Annotated in this window: 14 protein-coding genes; 6 read left to right on the top strand and 8 right to left on the bottom strand. The window is 32.8% G+C overall.

The genetic code is table 11. From position 1 onward, the window contains the following. The 3 genes from HHU12_RS26440 to HHU12_RS26430 form a co-directional block, all read right to left on the bottom strand. A partial coding sequence (locus HHU12_RS26440; RefSeq protein ID WP_205959998.1) for a hypothetical protein occupies positions 1 to 669 on the bottom strand: 669 nt, incomplete at its 3' end. Continuing rightward, complete coding sequence (locus HHU12_RS26435; RefSeq protein WP_169659748.1) at positions 670 to 3,939, bottom strand: hypothetical protein; 3,270 nt, start codon at positions 3,937 to 3,939, stop codon at positions 670 to 672. A 26-nt stretch (positions 3,940 to 3,965) separates the two neighbouring features. Continuing rightward, positions 3,966 to 5,453 (bottom strand): AAA family ATPase, encoded by a 1,488-nt coding sequence (locus HHU12_RS26430; RefSeq protein WP_169659747.1) that lies wholly within the window; start codon positions 5,451 to 5,453, stop codon positions 3,966 to 3,968. Between the two features lie 558 nt (positions 5,454 to 6,011). On the opposite strand from HHU12_RS26430, the gene HHU12_RS26425 reads away from it, so the two are divergent. The 4 genes from HHU12_RS26425 (at position 6,012) to HHU12_RS26410 (ending at position 9,215) form a co-directional block, all read left to right on the top strand. After that, positions 6,012 to 7,025 carry a tetratricopeptide repeat protein gene (locus tag HHU12_RS26425; RefSeq protein WP_169659746.1) on the top strand — a complete coding sequence of 338 codons (1,014 nt, stop codon included), beginning with the start codon at positions 6,012 to 6,014 and terminating at the stop codon, positions 7,023 to 7,025. Positions 7,026 to 7,199: 174 nt separating this feature from the next. Further along, positions 7,200 to 7,571 (top strand): VOC family protein, encoded by a 372-nt coding sequence (locus HHU12_RS26420; RefSeq protein WP_169659745.1) that lies wholly within the window; start codon positions 7,200 to 7,202, stop codon positions 7,569 to 7,571. 189 nt (positions 7,572 to 7,760) lie between these two features. After that, positions 7,761 to 8,213, top strand: coding sequence for a hypothetical protein (locus tag HHU12_RS26415; RefSeq protein ID WP_169659744.1), 453 nt, complete (start codon positions 7,761 to 7,763; stop codon positions 8,211 to 8,213). A gap of 402 nt (positions 8,214 to 8,615) precedes the next feature. Continuing rightward, a complete protein-coding gene (locus tag HHU12_RS26410; RefSeq protein ID WP_169659743.1) occupies positions 8,616 to 9,215 on the top strand; it encodes a HupE/UreJ family protein in 600 nt (199 codons plus the stop codon). 509 nt (positions 9,216 to 9,724) lie between these two features. Here the strand turns inward: HHU12_RS26410 and HHU12_RS26405 are convergent. The 4 genes from HHU12_RS26405 to HHU12_RS26390 form a co-directional block, all read right to left on the bottom strand. Next, positions 9,725 to 11,236 (bottom strand): caspase family protein, encoded by a 1,512-nt coding sequence (locus HHU12_RS26405; RefSeq protein WP_169659742.1) that lies wholly within the window; start codon positions 11,234 to 11,236, stop codon positions 9,725 to 9,727. Between the two features lie 409 nt (positions 11,237 to 11,645). Beyond that, positions 11,646 to 12,206, bottom strand: a complete 561-nt coding sequence (locus tag HHU12_RS26400) for a T9SS type A sorting domain-containing protein (protein ID WP_169659741.1) — start codon at positions 12,204 to 12,206, stop codon at positions 11,646 to 11,648. A gap of 480 nt (positions 12,207 to 12,686) precedes the next feature. Continuing rightward, positions 12,687 to 13,979: an L-cysteine desulfidase family protein gene (locus HHU12_RS26395; RefSeq protein ID WP_169659740.1), complete on the bottom strand. Its 1,293-nt coding sequence runs from the start codon at positions 13,977 to 13,979 to the stop codon at positions 12,687 to 12,689. A gap of 305 nt (positions 13,980 to 14,284) precedes the next feature. Next, entirely contained in the window at positions 14,285 to 14,878 is a 594-nt protein-coding gene (locus HHU12_RS26390) for a YtfJ family protein (RefSeq protein WP_169659739.1), read from the bottom strand. Positions 14,879 to 15,200: 322 nt separating this feature from the next. Between HHU12_RS26390 and HHU12_RS26385 the strand changes: the two genes are divergently transcribed. Together HHU12_RS26385 and HHU12_RS26380 are read left to right on the top strand one after the other, a co-directional pair. After that, positions 15,201 to 15,602, top strand: a complete 402-nt coding sequence (locus HHU12_RS26385) for a DUF4493 domain-containing protein (RefSeq protein ID WP_169659738.1) — start codon at positions 15,201 to 15,203, stop codon at positions 15,600 to 15,602. Positions 15,603 to 15,824: 222 nt separating this feature from the next. Beyond that, the gene (locus tag HHU12_RS26380) at positions 15,825 to 15,968 is read left to right on the top strand and encodes a hypothetical protein (protein ID WP_169659737.1); all 144 of its coding nucleotides are present in this window, start codon (positions 15,825 to 15,827) and stop codon (positions 15,966 to 15,968) included. 104 nt (positions 15,969 to 16,072) lie between these two features. On the opposite strand, the gene HHU12_RS26375 is transcribed toward HHU12_RS26380, so the two are convergent. Further along, entirely contained in the window at positions 16,073 to 16,810 is a 738-nt protein-coding gene (locus tag HHU12_RS26375) for a hypothetical protein (RefSeq protein ID WP_169659736.1), read from the bottom strand. Positions 16,811 to 16,916 lie beyond the last annotated feature (106 nt).

Below are 16,916 nucleotides of genomic sequence, written 5' to 3'. Positions count from 1 at the left end.
TTCTATTTTAGCCTCCTCCAAAGCATTTTTTAAATTTTCGCTGATGATTGGATATACTGAACTTGGTGAGTTGGGAAGAAAGTCATATTTTATATCATAATAATTAGTTGCAAAAACTAAGTCAATTAAACCTTTCTTTAGGTCAGGGTTGGTTGTAAATAATTTATAATATTCTTCTGCATTATTGATTACTTCTGTATAAGGGTATTTTTCTTCATTTGTAATCTCATCTATTATTTTAAATTGAGTCTTTTTGAAGTTGATGTATTCATTTCGATAAAGTGTATGTAAAACGTAATATTTTTGATTCATATTTACATTTAACACTTCAATTTCATAATATCGATGGGGTGGAAGTGAAAATTGATCTAGAATATTTCTCATCTTCTCCGAAATGACAATTAAGTTAGCAATAGGAGAACTCATTACATCATAACTTAAATTTGCTGACCAATCGTAATAATCCTGAATAATCGGAGGTTCTCCAGCCTCTTCAGCATCATTAGAACCTCTTAGTTCCATTGGAATTATTACAGGGTTTATCCAAAAATTTTTCATAGAAATATTTTCTTCTAGCTTTAAATTCAGCTTTTCTTCTGAATATTCCATGTACATCATATCCCATAATTGATATCCATGTTTTCTTATAATCTTAAATAACTTCATCATTTATTTTTTTATAATTATACCATCTTCTATTTCCACTATATGAAATAACTCATTTACTTTTACTGGTCCTATCTCTTCAGTTGAAAAGCTTGTAAGCGTTTTTTTATTTTTTAGAGATAATTCTTTTAGTGCTTTTTTAAGTTCTAATGATAAGTTTGTAATTTCTTTATCAAGTCTTAAAGCAACTAATTTTTCTATCTCTTCAATTTTCAACCCTTTTTTCTTTTCTGCAATTTCTGTAAAAACTTCTGTCCACCTTGTATCAATATACTTTCCAATGACCCTAGTATATTCATCATGTCTTCCATGAAAACCTCTTAAAACATCATTTGCTTTCTTATTCTTTTTATACTGTTCAATAAAAATACTATTATCTAATTTATTGGCAGCATTGAAGGACATTGATTCATGCCCAACATATTTAAAATATTTATTGAAACCGTCAAATTTAAATAAATCAACAGGCATAACATGATGTGCTTGGAAAATATTAAAAGGTTGAACATCACCATTGAATAAATCAATAAGACCTTTTCTATCAAATGTACCATACCCTCCTGCATCAAGTGCATCAATATACTCTTGAAAAGCCTCATCATCATTTAATATATTTTTAAGAGTATTTGCTCTGATTTGTCCTCTTTTACCAATTTCTTCGGCACATGGAGGACAATATAATTTATCATTTGGATCTAATACTCTTTTTAATAGCTTAACATTTGATTCGCTTTCCTCTAGAAATATTACTAATTCTTTCTTACCAATATTATCATCAATATTACTTAAAAACTTTTTAGCCTGAACACCTTTAATACCGTTCCCTTCAAACTTTAACAGGTACTTTACAATATCGTCTTGATCTAACATTGATAAATGACTCATGATTTTCTTTATATCATTTGCATCTAAACCTCCATCTCCTTTTACGATATTGATTAAATACTTTTCAGCTATTGTTGAAAAAACTTTAATATTATCATTAAACAAGTCATGGTCAAGTATCTCAATAAGTTGATTGGCACATTTTTCTTTGTCTACATCACTTAAAGTATTTAATACTTTCTTCAGTCTTGATTTATTACTAAAGTTTTTAACTAGATCTTTAAGTTTGTCATAATGCCTTTCTTTAATTATTCCTCCACCAATCTTTTTTGCGAAATCAATTATTTCATTTGCCTCATATTTTTGGGTAGCCTCACCTACCATTTTCATAAAATGAATTTCTTCACCCGAAGGGGAAGAACTCATTTTTGTAGCCCATGGTTGATTTATATCTCCTGCTAATGCAAATTCGGGAGGTTTGCTAAAAAATTCATTAAAGTCGTTTAAAAGTCCTTTTACACCCGTAGGGTCTTGTTTTAATAAATTTCTATATACGTCATTAAATATTGTTCTTTGCTTCTGTATGTTATATAATATTTCTCTGATAAAGTCATTGACATTATCAATTTTTCCTGCCTTATACAAAACCTTACCAAGTGTCTTTAACTCGTTAGTTAGGTTTGTACCACTCCTTAATGCTTTTGAAATTCTTGGTAGTAGTATAAATGCATCCGCAATATCTAAAATAGCACCTGCATAGGCTATAAATATCCAACCCAACCATGGATCATCATTACTTAATCGTCTTTTAGGGTCAATTGAAGTGTTCGCTGTCGCTTTCTTTTCAAGATATTCGGTGTGAGTAATATAAAGGTCTACACCTGTAAGAGTAGTAGAAACTAAAGCTAAACTTCCTGCTAAAAGTGGTGATGCTTGTCCTGCAGTTCCAACAGCAGCTATACCTGACGCAATTGTAAGAAGTGCTAATCCTAAATCTCTACATAGTTCATAAATTTTTACATCCGAAACTTTTTCATCTACATATTCATTGAAATAGGAAATGTTGTATTCATTATTGGCTCTTTGTTTCGCTATTTCTATAATACCATCCATTGACAAAACTGCCTCAGGATCATCTAACATGTTTTTGCGAACCGTATCTATATTTTCTAACCTATCAACAAGATGCTTCCTGAGGTGATTACTTAGGCCTAAAGATGAATAACTATCTTTCACATAATCATCATATAAATCTAAGAGATCAATTTTAGTATCCAATAAAACAGGGTGTTCGGCCGCTATTGTTTTTCTAATTTTATCATGAGCTTCTTCAGCCTTTTTCTTTGCCTCACTGTAACCAGCATCTAAGTTTTCAAGGTTATTAATTGATGTACCATACGTTCCTCCACTATGAAGAAGGCAAAACAATATCAGTTTTCCGGTTTTCGTTTTTCTTAAACTTCTTAATTCTTCAAACTCCTGTTGAAGTGGTTTTAACGTATCATAGATACTTTTCCCCTTATCAGTTATAACACTTTCATATTCTTTAAGGATCAGTTTTTCACTTTCGTCAAGTAAACCGTTAACAAGTTCAACTGTTGAAGGAAGAAATATTTCTTTATAAAAGTCCTCCGCTTGAGTTTCTATATAGTTTTCATATTCTTCTTCAGAGTTAAAACCATTCTGCCTTAGCTTTTCTTTAATTTCTTTTTTTATGCCAAGTAATGTTTCAGGAGAGGCCCCACTAAACTCTTCAAATTTATGTTTATCCTGAAGTTCAATTACCTCTGAGAAAAAAAAGTCAGTATTACATCTGTCGTCTTTTTTATCTTGTAGTGTTTTATTTTTTCTTAAGGAAGGATTATGCTGTGTTTTTAACAAGGCATCAATCTCATCCTTTTCTAAATCCTTATTGAATTTAAAAGACTTTCCTTTCTCTTTAATATGATCAATATTAGATCGATTTTTTATAAGTTTTAGCAATAACCAATAAGGTATTTCATCATCAAAATCGAGAGCTATAGCTATTTTTTCTTCATCACTTATAAATGTCCAATCTTGTATAGCAACAATTATTTCCTTTTGATTTAATTCATTTTTAATTTTCAGGGATAAGTAAAAATCATTTTTAAGTGCTTCATAATCCGTTTTAGTAAATAAACGTAGTAATTGTGAAGCTCTAATATCTAAATCACTGAACATTTTATACTCCTCTTGCACTACTTTTTTCAACTCTCTGTAGTAAAATGTGCTTTGCTGCAACCGGTCTTTCTCAAGTAAATTACCTTCGAATTCCTGATAAAGTTTCTTTAGATCTTCTGACCATTCTTCTTTTTCTTCATTAAAATGCCTATTAAATTCTTCCTTCTGTTCAGGTGTGAACTCAGGTTCATCATCTTGTTGCTCTGAATTAGTATATACTGGTTCTTGGGCTCTATGTATTTTCATAATTGTTGCTATTTTGTTTAGTTTTCTTACATACGCTTACCTGAGTGAACTGCAGTTCTTCCAAGTCGTTGTTCCACCAATAGTGCAGGAGGTGCATCATCTCTACAAATACCAAAGCGAGAATCTCTTTTATAATATTCTCTTTCAAGATGTTTTTCTATTATATCTTTTGGGATTTCAAATATTTCTTGATCAAAGCACTCAATTAGTACATTTGACATAGCAGAAACAATACTAGCACCTGTCACCTGAAACTCCTCTGCTAGATTTTCTACTACACTTGTCGCATACTTAAATGGAGGAGCAATAGCATTTTTCCAAAGTTTCAGTCTTTCATTTTTTAACGGGAATCCAAATTCTATGATTTCAGATACACGTCGCAACATCGCTTTATCAAAGTGCATACGGATATCTCTTACATTGGTAGCCAATACCACAATACCATCGAATTGCTCAACTCTTTGTAGAAGATAAGACATTTCTTGATTAGCATATTTATCTTTTGCATCTGAGATCTCTTCACTTCTTTTCGTAAAAAGCGAATCTGCTTCATCAATAAAAAGAATTGTATTCTGTCCATCAAGCTTCTGAAATACCCTTTCCATTGATTTTTCAAACTCACCAATGTATTTAGACACTACTTTAGATATTTCTAAAACATAAGTTTGAAGTCCATACTTTTGCCCGATTGTAGTAGCTGTTAATGTCTTACCTGTACCAGGAGGGCCTGAGAAAACATATAATTTATTAGTTTTGATTTTTTTATAAAAAGGTTGATCTTTTTGTGCTCTTATTTTTTTATGAATTTTCACCCATGTCAAAAAAGGTGATAAACTCTCTTGTGTTGCTTCAGTAAGGACTACTTCATCAAAATCAAGCTTAGATTGTGTTAATTTAGCAGGAAAACCAACTTCTGCATCTAAAGGAGGGTAAGATCCTCCATGTAAATAGTGAGCGAAGTTTTCAGAGAGTTTCATCACTGAAAAAAGTTTTCCCAATACTTCACTTTCTTTATCTAAATATTCAAAAGAAATTATTTTTTGTTGTATTAAAGGATGCTTAGGGTCCATAAAATAGAAGGACATTCTCTCTCTATTTTCAGGGAAATAGAGTTGCAAAAATGCATTCAAATAAGGAATGTATTTTTTTTGATTAGACGACCTTTTCCCTTTAAAGTTATAATGGAGAATACTGTTGTTTTCTTCACTGTAAAATGTACTAAATACATTGTCACAATATTCCCAAGCATATGCAAAAGTAAGAAACGCAATATCTTGACCTTCTAAATTAAACTTTTGGGAAAGTGCGTAAAAATGGCTTTCAGGAAACTTTTCTAATAATGCTTTATAAAAAGCTAAATCTGTAGAAAATTTAGAAGGTTTGCTCTCTTCTTTATTAGTAAACTGCTTTATATACTCATCAATATGAAGAACAAGAGTATTGACACATAACTCCAAAGGATTTTTAAATTTTGGAGTCTTCTTAGCAATAGTTTGATTGTTGAAATTAAACATAATTAATTGTTTGTTTGTAACCAGAATAGCTTAAACTCATAACTACTTTAACAATGTCATTGAGAATAAATAGTAGCTTTATTGTTAGTTTTTTCAAGTTCTGGTCAAAGATAAATACAATAGCAATAGCTTTATTAACGAAGGCAATTTTATAAATATAAACTATAAAAACAAGGGCTGCTGAAAAAAAACTAAGTATCTATTATTTTTAAAAGTAAATGTAAGACATAAATAATAATCCATAATTACCTTGATGATTAATTTTAAGAGTTCAAGGTTGTTAATCAAAAAAATGATTTATGTCCAAGGAATTAATGTCGTTAAGCGTAAATGGAGTTATTTATTGTACTAGAGGCCATTGCCATACAATGCCAAAGCAAATTATAACACATTCATTTTTTCCTTTATCCTAGTGCTTAACACTTTATAATACTCGAAACTGTATTATATATTCATTTTTTTCAGATCTTTAATAAAAGTAAACTATATACATTTTCACAAATTATCATTGGTGTATTTAGAGACCTAGAGTAAACAATAAACTAAACAATTTTTAGAATGAAAGTATTCAATATTCTACTGACTGTATCATTTCTTTTAATGAACTCCCCATCCATTTTTGCACAAGAATTAAATGTGGAAGAACTCGTAAGAGTAGGGATCAGTTATCACGACAAAGGGGATTACAAAAAAGCAATTGAAGTCTATTCAAAGGCATTGGAAGCAGACCCCAACTCCAACTTAGTCATGTTTGAAATGGCGTTTTCTCACAATGCTTTACAGGAGTATAAGAAAACAATAAAACTATGTAAAAAGATCATTGCCAATCCTGGTGAGAATGTTGTCCACACCTATGTCCTTTATGGAAACACTTTGGATCAGATGGGGAAACCAAAAAAAGCTTTAAAGGTTTATGAAGAAGCGACAAAAACATCTGATAATTACCTACTGTTTTATAATTACGGTTTAACATGCTATAATACCGGTGATTATGATAAAGCTTACGGCCTTTTCTTGAAAGCAATTGCCAACAATTCTGCACACCCAAGCAGTCATTTGCTCTTAAGTAAAGTAATGGCTAAGAAAAATTCACGAATCAAGTCTATGCTTCCTTTGTACTATTTCCTAATGTTAGAACCGAATACAGAAAGAGCAAGCATTGAATATCAAAATCTACGTAAGCTTATGGACACAGGAGTGAGTCAATCTTCACCAAGCAATATAGATATCTCTATTTCAATGAACGATATGGACTCTGATTTTACTGCGGCTGAAATGATGATAAGTTTAAGCAATGTCACTAAAAATCTGGAAGAGAATAAAGACAAAAGTGATTTGGAACTATTTGCAATGAGGAATAAAAATATCTTCAATATCTTGGGCGAATTGAAAAAAGATAATAAAGGTTTCTGGTGGGAATTTTATGTACCCGTTTTCTATGACCTATCCACAAAGGGACATGTCGATTCCTTCAGTCATTATATTTCCCTAACTGCAGATGAGGAAGCATTAGAATGGATCAAAGAAAATGATGAAGAATTTAAGAAGTTCTCAGAGTGGGGAAGTAAGTAAACTCTTTTTTGAGTGGAAAATGTAGTTTTTTCTTCATTCTTCATTTAAAATTAAAAGCCTTATGTCTCTGAAATAAAAAACAGATGACATAAGGCTTTTAATTTTTTATCAATAACCTTTTATTTTCAATTGCTTTAGAGTAACTTATTTTCATCATCTAACTATTATTTTACTATGAATCTCGGAGCTTTTTCACTTAGTCTTGCAGTCAAAGACCTTCAAACATCCAAGGCATTTTATGAGAAACTAGGGTTTAGTGTTTTCGCCGGAAATGCTGAAATGAATTATTACATCATGAAAAATGGCAAAACCAATATTGGACTGTTTCAAGGCATGTTTGAAAACAATATCATCACCTTCAACCCAGGGTGGGATGAAGACGCCAACAACATTGAAAATTTTAATGATGTCAGAGAAATTCAGCAACAGCTTAAAAAGAAAGGCATTGAACTTCTCACCGAAGTGGATGAGAATACTGAAGGGCCAGGCAGTGTAATGATCACTGACCCAGACGGGAATCAAATCCTGCTCGATCAGCACGTTTAAGTACAATAAAATCAATAATCTAAGGTTCAATGTATCATAATATTACATTGAACCTTATTTTTTTCTGCAAAGATTGGAAACATTATAGGGTTTCAGTAAATTATATCTAAACATAAAATTTTTGATAGATAAAGCGACAAACCGACTTCCCCCTGTTAATTATGTTTTACTCTTAATTATCAATTATTTATGTTACGCTCATTTCTTTGCATTATCTTACTATTCACTAGCATCACTGCATTTTCTCAAATTAATTTTAAAGGATATGTGATCGGGAATACCTTGCCTGAAGATAGGGTACATACTACAAAAATGTCTTTTGCCGGACATTATGGTCACTTTGAAGCCAGCAAAAATAATCAAGGCCTTATACACAGTGTCGTTTTTAAACCCGAAAAAAGCGGTACTCCTACATTAATGACCAAAGCTGAAGTACAAAAGTTTATCACTTCACTCAAACATTATTTTAAAGTGGACATGACACGTGAAGGTCAAGGTAAAAACGGCACCTTCAAAGGCATACACAGAGACTGTCATTTTATTGTCAACTATACACATCAGCAGTTCAATTATGGCAGTTATTATCATATCAACCTCATTATACATAATCCGAAATTGGGTACGGTTTCATATCTCGAATAGATGGTTTTGTAACGCAAAGCTTTGAATTCTCTTAAATCTTCATTCTTATTATAATCCTATTCCAGTAATTTTCATCTATTGGAGAAAGTATTGTATGTATCTAATATTGATAGCCGTAATACTGAAAATATTATTACATTGAAATCAAATAATAAATTAATACTGTATTTACACTATTTGTTAATCTATCCAGCAGAAAATGACACCGTAAATTTTGAATGAACTTTTTTTTTACTGTAAAGGTTATCTATAAAATAGAAAATCATTGTTCAAAGCGTTGCTACGCCACATCAATTCGCTAAGCCTTTACAGGTCAACTTTAATTGACCACTCTACTTACTACTATATGTTGTTTATCTTACTTAAAGGAAAGAAAAACAGCCTTTTTTAAATGAAAAAATTATGTATAATTATAAATTATTCAAGAAGACTTTATTCTTATTATTAATTTTAACACCGTTTTCTTTAATTAATAACGTTTTCGCCTGCGGAGTTAATGATTTAGAAGCTATCCATTTTATTCTAGATTTTAATCACTTCTTATTTTTCTCTACAATAGGGGTAATTTTCACAAAGAAAAACCGCATGACACCATGGTTCCTACCAATGGTCTTTCTAAGCAGTATTTTCTGTGGTTATTTTGTTTCCTCAGATCATTTATTTCTGGTACCCTATGTAGAGCAATTAATACTGATTTCACTGATCATTCCCGGTATATTACTCTTTTTCCTCAATAAAGTTTCTTTAAATACTGTGGCAATGATACTTGTGATACTAGGCTTTATACAAGGCTACTCTACACCTCACGTTCCTTCTCCTTTCCTAAATGAAACAGAATATGGAGTAAGCTTTATTGTCTCTACTCTGGGCATTCTGACAATAGGTTACGCATTTGGTAATCTATATATTTCACAAAGTAAGAAAAGAGGACAGAACCTACGTATTGGAGGTACAATTGCACTGATCATCAACTCCATTATATGGCTGAATGCAATGATTTAAGATTCCATTAGTGGCGCTGAGATCAAACGTAATCCCCATAGTACTGATATACTGTGGGGATTTTTTGTATAAAATGATTCCACGTGGAACTTTTTCAATGATCAAGAAGAAAGTATTTAAATGAAAAAAAACATGGTTCCATCCAAGTAATTAGTATAAGTATAGTCTGAATAAAATAATAATTACGGTTAAGTTGGTATATATCATTATTCTCCTCAAAATATACTAAAACTCCGTACTTATTGCGGAGTTTTAGTATTTATAAAAAAACTAGAGAACATACTGAAGAAGTTTTAGATAAAAAATGCATCAAATAAAGTAATAAAGCTTCATCCTACATAGGGGATATTAGCTCTACTTCTATTTATTATCAGCACTTTGACGTGAAAAATTTTATTATAGAATCATTTTTCAATCATTACATAAGTCTATAAATACCAAAACTCCTTAACTCAGACTATTGGTCCAAATTAAGGAGTTTTGGTATATATGGAGAATTGGTATCTATATTAATCCATCATTAATAGATAATCTGTAGCTCTTTGAAGTCCAGAATCACTAGCTTTTTCCAAGTCAATTCTATAACCTTCCTTCGATCTATCCAACTCCCAATTATCTCTGTTTTCATATTTCAATTTGCCCAATTCATATTGGCAGAAAGGATCATTCTCTTTTGCTCCTTGTTTGAAATAAGTATACGCTTTACTTAAGTGGCCTTGTCTTAAGGCAAAGTGTCCACCAAAATAGAAGCTTTTTACTTTATGCTTTCCCATGGCTCTTTGGAACATTGTATATATTTCTGAATCATCAACAAAGTTTCTAATACCCAAAGCCTGAATGGTCGCTAATTGCCATAAGTGCGTATCAATACCTTCTTGCTGTTCCTGCTGAAATGCCGTTACCACCAGCTTAGAGAAATAATCTCTCTCAGAGTCCGTCATTTCCACTTGGTCGTGCTGATTTTCCATTATCAGTTTCCAGAACATTGCTTCTATATTTTCCTCATCTACAGCTGCGTCATCAAAGATCTTTGCAATTGTCTCTAACTCTTTCGATTTTCTTAAGAAAGGTTCATCAAGCTTGTATTTTGAAAGATTCATCTGATACTTCATATACTTGTCAATCGCTCTCTGCATCAATGTGCTTGTTGAAGTTCCCAATGATTTTGACTTAAATACAAATTCTGTATTCCCCACTGATTCAGAGAATGAACCTAGAATAGGGTGTGATGGCAATGTTTTCAGATCATACTTCACCGTACCGGCAGTTACGATACTGTCTCCTTTATGCCCTTTTAAAGAGTTGATAAAAGCACCTGCGAACGGAGAGTGCTCTCCTTTTTTTCCATCAGCCACGGCTGTCAACCTTCCAGAACTTAATACGTATCTGTTTTTCTCTTCTAACTGAAAACGTAAAAAGTCTTCAGCCGAGATACTTGCTTGATTGCTGCTTACGCCTCTGCCTTTATTGATTTTATCATTGAAAGCACCTCCAAAACAAACATCCACTACTACCAATGCTTGCTGTGATGGTAAATTTTCTGTCAACGCCTTTAGTCTATGAAACGGAAGATAAGAAATCAAACTTGGGTCCATGCCTCTTGTTTTTGTTTCCTTCAAAATTAAAAAGCCCTCCTCATAGTATTTGTCCTCGTAGTCGCCATGTCCTGCAAGGTATAACATGAAACGGTCATTTTTACGCAACTTATTGTGATACTCTCTTACAGCATCAAGAAGCTCTTCTTTAGAAGGAGAGAGTAATAAGTCAACTTTAAAGTCGTAATCGTTTCTTAGCACTTCTGCCACTCCTTTGGCATCATAAATAGGGTTGTTCAGATCCTCAAAGTTATCGTACTGATCTGTTGCAACAACCAAGGCATAAGCCTCAGATTGCACGGGGAGTTTTTTCTTTGTACTTGCATTTGTTCTCAATCCTCCTCTGTACTGTTCTTGAGCAAAGGTTGTTGTAATAGAAAGCAAGCTAATAAGACCGATGATTAAAGTCTGCTGTATTGTATTCATAAGAACTGAATTATACTGATTTAATTATTAAGATGAAGAACCAGGTAAAAAAAGTTTGGTCTAACAATCAAATATGTAAATAAAACATAATAATCGCCACATTGCAAAAATAGAAAATATCTTGGACCTATTCTATTTCAGGTTAAAAAAAATACCACACTGTTTAAAGTGTGGCATTGTTCATAGTAGAATCGTTATAGCTAATGAAATTAACGAATAAATAATGTCAGGGTAAGAACCATTAATCTCCTATTTAAGCAGCTGTACAATTAAAATCGGAAGTTTTGAATTTTCTTTTTTAGCCTACTCTTCGTTAGAATATCATCACTTAGCTTCGGCTATGCTCTTCTATTCTGCCTCGATTAGACTAAAAATAATAATCCAACTTATCCCAATTTTAAATGTGCAACTACTTAATAATAACTTGTTTAAAGAGGTGTTGATGTGCCGAAGTGAGTTTAATAAAATAAACGCCTCTTTCAAGTGACAACTGTCCACCGTCTTTTGTATGTCCTTGATACTCTTCATGTCCTGCAGCATCAAGAATCATTACATAAATATTTCCATCATTGGTTTTAAAGTTGATGTTGTTTCCTTCTACCTCATAATTGAGATAAGGTGTTTCTCCTAATACTTCATACACCAATACTTTTTCATAAGTCTGTGTTTTTCCTTCCATATCTTCACGTTGCAACCTGAAATAAGTCGTTACAGAAGGTGTTTTAAGTTGGTATCGGTATTCTCTATTGATATCAGAATACTGTTTCCCTTCCAGATGATCTACCGCTGTCCAATGTTCACCATCCACAGAAGCTTCTATAATAAATTCTTTATTGTCGATTTCCTTTGATGTAGTCCAATGTATCATACCATTTTCAATTCTGAAATCAGTTATCTCTGTTGAACCATCAAAAGGCATTGATATCATGGGTCGGCAGGTCAATAGTAAGAAGAGTAGGCTGTATATCATTTTCATTTTCTCAGGACTAAAGGTTGAAGTATATTTTGTTAACGCACTAAGTGAATAGGCATACTAAATCATTCTATTTTGTTAACGAAATACCTTTTCCTGAGATTTTACGGAGTTTTGGTATATTTCATTTTTACGGTTAAGTTGGTATTTAAAGGTTATTATTTAAAGAAAAAGTCTTCTTAGCACTGAAAACGATATATATTAAGGTTAAAAAGGATTTGAATACTTAACAGTGATATGTTTTTTGTGATTCTTTCGATTCTCATCAGACTATGAGTTTTATTTTAAATATACCGTATGAACCGTAATTCAATCTTTTTTCTTTTATTTTCCACTATATATTACTCTGAAAAGAATTAAAATCTAAACATACCAACTTAACCGTAATACCAAGCATTGTATTTTATAAACGAAACAAGGCAGTACAATTATAAAAACTGTACTGCCTTGTAACATCAAATTATAAATTGAGATGCTCTATTTTGTCATAATATCCAAAATAGTTATATCTGTTCCTTTCATTCCTTGCTGTGCTAATGTACCTACGTTTTGAATGGTTTCCTCACAAGAAGTATCAACAATACCATCACTGCTTGTAAATACGTTTCCAATCTGAGACAGCATCGCTCCATCAAAAGCCGCATAAATACCTGATGCTATTTTGGAAGCACAAGATGCATTTGCACCATCACAAATCACACCGGACACATTACCCAATGTATTGATAATTCCATTTTGAACTTGATCAACACATCCACCATCTAAATATACCAAAGCTCCGCTCACTGCAGCCGATGCAGTCATCACTCCACAGTAAGCAGACAATCTCCCCACATTCGTTTTAATATGAACCGTAGAAAGATGTGAAACCATCAACGCTCTATACATTTCTTCTTTTGTTCTGTTCTGATCAATACAGTAGCGGATCACAGGAAGTGAAGCCGTCATCCCTTGATTTCCACTGCCACTCGTTGTCATTACAGGCAAAGCACAGCCCCCCATTCTCGCATCGCTACCGGCCGCCGCATAACTTGCAGAACGGTTTCTCTGATCATCTCCGTAAATACCTTTCTTAATATTCTCTTGAATACACGCTCCTATATTCACACCGTACTTTTGTGTCAGTCCTTCTTCAGCAATTCTTGAATTAAACTGATAAACCTTTTCAAATAGGGGAGCGATCAATTCAATATCAATATGGTTCGCCATTTCTACGATCTTCTCAATTGTCAAGATACTTCTATCTGTCAGAGAAGAATTGAAATCTACATCATTACAAGGCTGATCAATCAAGACCTCCTCGTTTCTCGTCACTTTCGTAATATTAGTATGTGTATGCTTGATTTCCACGCTTGCCTTTTCCTCTCCATTTTGCACTTCTATCATCACATAAAGCGTAATATTATTCGGCACTACTTCCAGCGTCACATTCCCTGTTTCAATCAGTGCCCGAACTCCCAGCATATCCTCTTCCGTCACATTACTAATCACGAGCAAATCTTTTGAAGCGTCACCCGCCATCGCACCCATTGCTGCAGCAACTTCAATACCTGCCATCCCTCCACTGTTGGGAACAATCACACTTTTGGCATTTTTCAGTATGTTTCCAGAGACATAGATTCTAATGATTTCTGGCTTCTGCTCCAAAACCTCTACCGCCTTAGATGCGGCAAATGCAATAGCAATTGGTTCTGTACAGCCTTCAGCCGGAACAATTTCTTCTTCCAGAATCTTAATAATCTGTTTTTGTTCTTTATCAGATATGTTCATTTTCTTGTTTATATATGGAGAGTTGTATTTATTTTAAAAAGGGCAAAACAAAAAGAGGATCCCTATTTCTATTGCTTGTTTTAGTCAAATTCAAGTGCAATAAAAAATAGTTATCCTCTTTAAGCAGTTATACAATCAAAATCGGAAGTTTTAGATCTTCTTTTTTTGACTATTCAGCGTTAGAATTTCATCACATAGCTATGCTATGCTTTTCAATTCTGCCTTGATTAGTCAAAAAAATAATAATCTAACTTTATCCAATTTTAAATGTTTAACTGCTTTTATAGCCTTTGTCATTTGATCCTCTACAGATCAAACTCTTTTAATTCCTCTTCGGTTAGTTTCTTATAATTGGTGGTATGATCACAAATCTGTTGAATCACAAAATCGGTTTCCTCTTCAGTCAGTTCACCAGCCTTCCAGAACAGTACTTGACCTGTATTGTCTACCAATAAAACACCGATGCTATTATTACAATCACCCGTATTCCATTCTTTAGTTACAGTTCCTTTAGGGTCCGTTAAAATCAAAGCACTAGCCTCTCTTTTCGACCTCTTTCTGATCATCCTAATCATAAATCTAACGATTCCATTAGGATATTTTGAATCTTTTAGGTTAACAATTCCATACGCTTTAAATTCCTCCAGATTGAATTTCCACTGCTTGACTTTATTGACAAAATCTTCATTGGCATTTGGAGTATCAGGGTCGGCGTAAAAAATCATTACCACTTTTTCCCCGATCAGGGGTGTGATATGATCATTGTTTTTTAAGTCCCTCACCGTAATCGGCTCAATATAATCACCTCTTTTCAGGGTTGTCATTTCAGATGTTGCCGTTTGAGCAAACCCATTCATTGAGATAAAAGCTAGGATGAATACAAGTAGAATTTTCATCATCGAATTGTGGTCGTTAATGTTCTCTCTAGAATAAATTATAGTAGTATTTTGTTTTACCTTTTCCAAAGAATTACATTTCTCCATTTCTTATAGTATGTAATATTTGAATATAAAATAGGTCCTGCAAATCTACCTTATTCTGGTCATTGTGCTGTTTTATTTTCTGTCAACTGTAAAAATAAATGTAATGTTTCTGCTGTTACAATTCTTTTTCAACTTATTAGGTTAATCTTTCTTTATTGGTTACATATCGCTACAAGCATTGCATTCTGATTATGTAATTTGATTTATTAAATTGCTAATGCATCAACTATCTTTTAAAATGAAATTTGGCTTAAAAACTTTACTGGTAATTATCTCAATGATATTAATAGGATGTGAAAATATTTTCAACAATCCCCAGCATTTTGGAGACGTTTCCTTTCATGTTGAAGTCGCCGAACCCGATCTTTTCACTACAGATTTAAGCATTACTAATACAGATCTATTTGCTATAAAAATAGAAAGTGTAGTGGATAGGAGCGAAGTTATCACCTTTTCCCATTTACAGGATATTCCTTCTACTTTAAAATTAAAACAAGGACAATACGACGTTTATGCTTACTCCTCTCTTTCAGATGAAAGCGAAGAGTTAATATTCAAAGGAAAAAAGCGTTTGACCGTCATAGAGGGAAATGCTACACTATTGAATATTCAATGTATACAGGATATAAATCAGGAATAATTTTTTAATCTGTTTATTCGATTTTTTAAGTCATAGTTCGTGAAATAATAAAGGTCCCAAGTTAGGACCTTTGTTTTTTATATCGCTTCAGAGAAGCCAATGCCAGGATTTACTTCTTCTCTCTATTTCAAGTTCCTCGGCCAGCACCTTTTTATACACTTTAAACTCTGAAGTATCTTTTACATAGTTTTCAATAATACCTATTTTAATGAAGAATTAAGAATGATGAATGAAGAAAAAATGGTTCGTGGTGTAGTCCGCAAGATCAAAAGTATTGTAATTCCAAAACATCTTTCAATCAAGGTAATTATTAATTTGAAAGGGTATAGCCCTCCACAATGCCTTGTGGCTTGCGAACCACCATAAAAACCAATTAAAAAACCACAACACAAACCATTCTTCTTCCAACACCCAAACAAAAAAAAAGGTCCCAACTTGGGACCTCACAATCTATTCATATTAGGCTGTTATCAAAAACCAATCTGTTGAGACGGACTATGTTTCTTCATTAAAAACAAAGCTTCTTCCTTTGTCAGATTAAAGTAATTCACCAATAGATCAGCATTCTTAATCTCTCCATTCTTTATCAACCCAATAATTTTTTGAGTCTTCTGATCAATTACTTTAGGCATATCATACCCTTTAAATTGCACCGATGAAGCAAGGAATGCTAACACAAAAAGTAAGACTGAGAAAGCACGGAAGGAGTTAGCCGTTTGTTCTGCCTCTGATTCCTGAACGGTTATTTCTTCTAAAAGAACAACCCTTCTATCCTCTAATAATTGAAGGTTTTTCTGGGCATCCAAAAAGGTTTGATACTTGGCCCAATTGGTCTTCCCCTTTACAGTGTGCTTTGAATTCTCCAGAATCATATCCTGTACTTGTGCTATTTGTGCATCAATAGCGGTAGTGTTTTTTAAACCGATCTGATCTTTTACATGTAATAATTGTCCATTCCATTCTGCATAAAAGATCATAGAGGTGAGCAGTACAGCAAGGATTGCATACTGATTGATGGACTTATTCGCTTGAAAAAATGTGATGGTTTGGAAGGTATAATGATGGGAGAGAAAGACAATAAATATAGAAATAGAAAGGGCGATAGGAGTGGTTTCAAAATATTCCTTGACAAACCAAAATGTCACATAGGAACTGTACATCATAGATACTACTACTAGAGAGTAATCTATCAATTTTAAGGGTTTCATTATTTTAATTATCTTTGGATTGAACATTTCATAGTTGGCAGAGGTGAGATACTCCAACTACGATTTTAAAAATGTTTTCTCAGGGTATGTACGCCAATACATACCC

The sequence above is a fragment of the Flammeovirga aprica JL-4 genome, assembly GCF_012844305.1.
GTDB classification, from domain to species: Bacteria; Bacteroidota; Bacteroidia; order Cytophagales; family Flammeovirgaceae; genus Flammeovirga; species Flammeovirga aprica.
This window is presented reverse-complemented; position numbering and strand designations above follow the sequence as displayed.

Excerpts from the sequence above, each read along its gene's own strand:
- HHU12_RS26410 (WP_169659743.1), top strand. The coding sequence starts at position 8,616 with ATGTATAATTATAAATTATTCAAGAAGACTTTATTCTTATTATTAATT.
- HHU12_RS26375 (WP_169659736.1), bottom strand. The coding sequence starts at position 16,810 with ATGAAACCCTTAAAATTGATAGATTACTCTCTAGTAGTAGTATCTATG.
- HHU12_RS26405 (WP_169659742.1), bottom strand. The coding sequence starts at position 11,236 with ATGAATACAATACAGCAGACTTTAATCATCGGTCTTATTAGCTTGCTT.
- HHU12_RS26435 (WP_169659748.1), bottom strand. The coding sequence starts at position 3,939 with ATGAAAATACATAGAGCCCAAGAACCAGTATATACTAATTCAGAGCAA.
- HHU12_RS26425 (WP_169659746.1), top strand. The coding sequence starts at position 6,012 with ATGAAAGTATTCAATATTCTACTGACTGTATCATTTCTTTTAATGAAC.
- HHU12_RS26390 (WP_169659739.1), bottom strand. The coding sequence starts at position 14,878 with ATGATGAAAATTCTACTTGTATTCATCCTAGCTTTTATCTCAATGAAT.
- HHU12_RS26400 (WP_169659741.1), bottom strand. The coding sequence starts at position 12,206 with ATGATATACAGCCTACTCTTCTTACTATTGACCTGCCGACCCATGATA.
- HHU12_RS26430 (WP_169659747.1), bottom strand. The coding sequence starts at position 5,453 with ATGTTTAATTTCAACAATCAAACTATTGCTAAGAAGACTCCAAAATTT.
- HHU12_RS26380 (WP_169659737.1), top strand. The coding sequence starts at position 15,825 with ATGATGAATGAAGAAAAAATGGTTCGTGGTGTAGTCCGCAAGATCAAA.
- HHU12_RS26415 (WP_169659744.1), top strand. The coding sequence starts at position 7,761 with ATGTTACGCTCATTTCTTTGCATTATCTTACTATTCACTAGCATCACT.
- HHU12_RS26395 (WP_169659740.1), bottom strand. The coding sequence starts at position 13,979 with ATGAACATATCTGATAAAGAACAAAAACAGATTATTAAGATTCTGGAA.
- HHU12_RS26385 (WP_169659738.1), top strand. The coding sequence starts at position 15,201 with ATGAAATTTGGCTTAAAAACTTTACTGGTAATTATCTCAATGATATTA.
- HHU12_RS26420 (WP_169659745.1), top strand. The coding sequence starts at position 7,200 with ATGAATCTCGGAGCTTTTTCACTTAGTCTTGCAGTCAAAGACCTTCAA.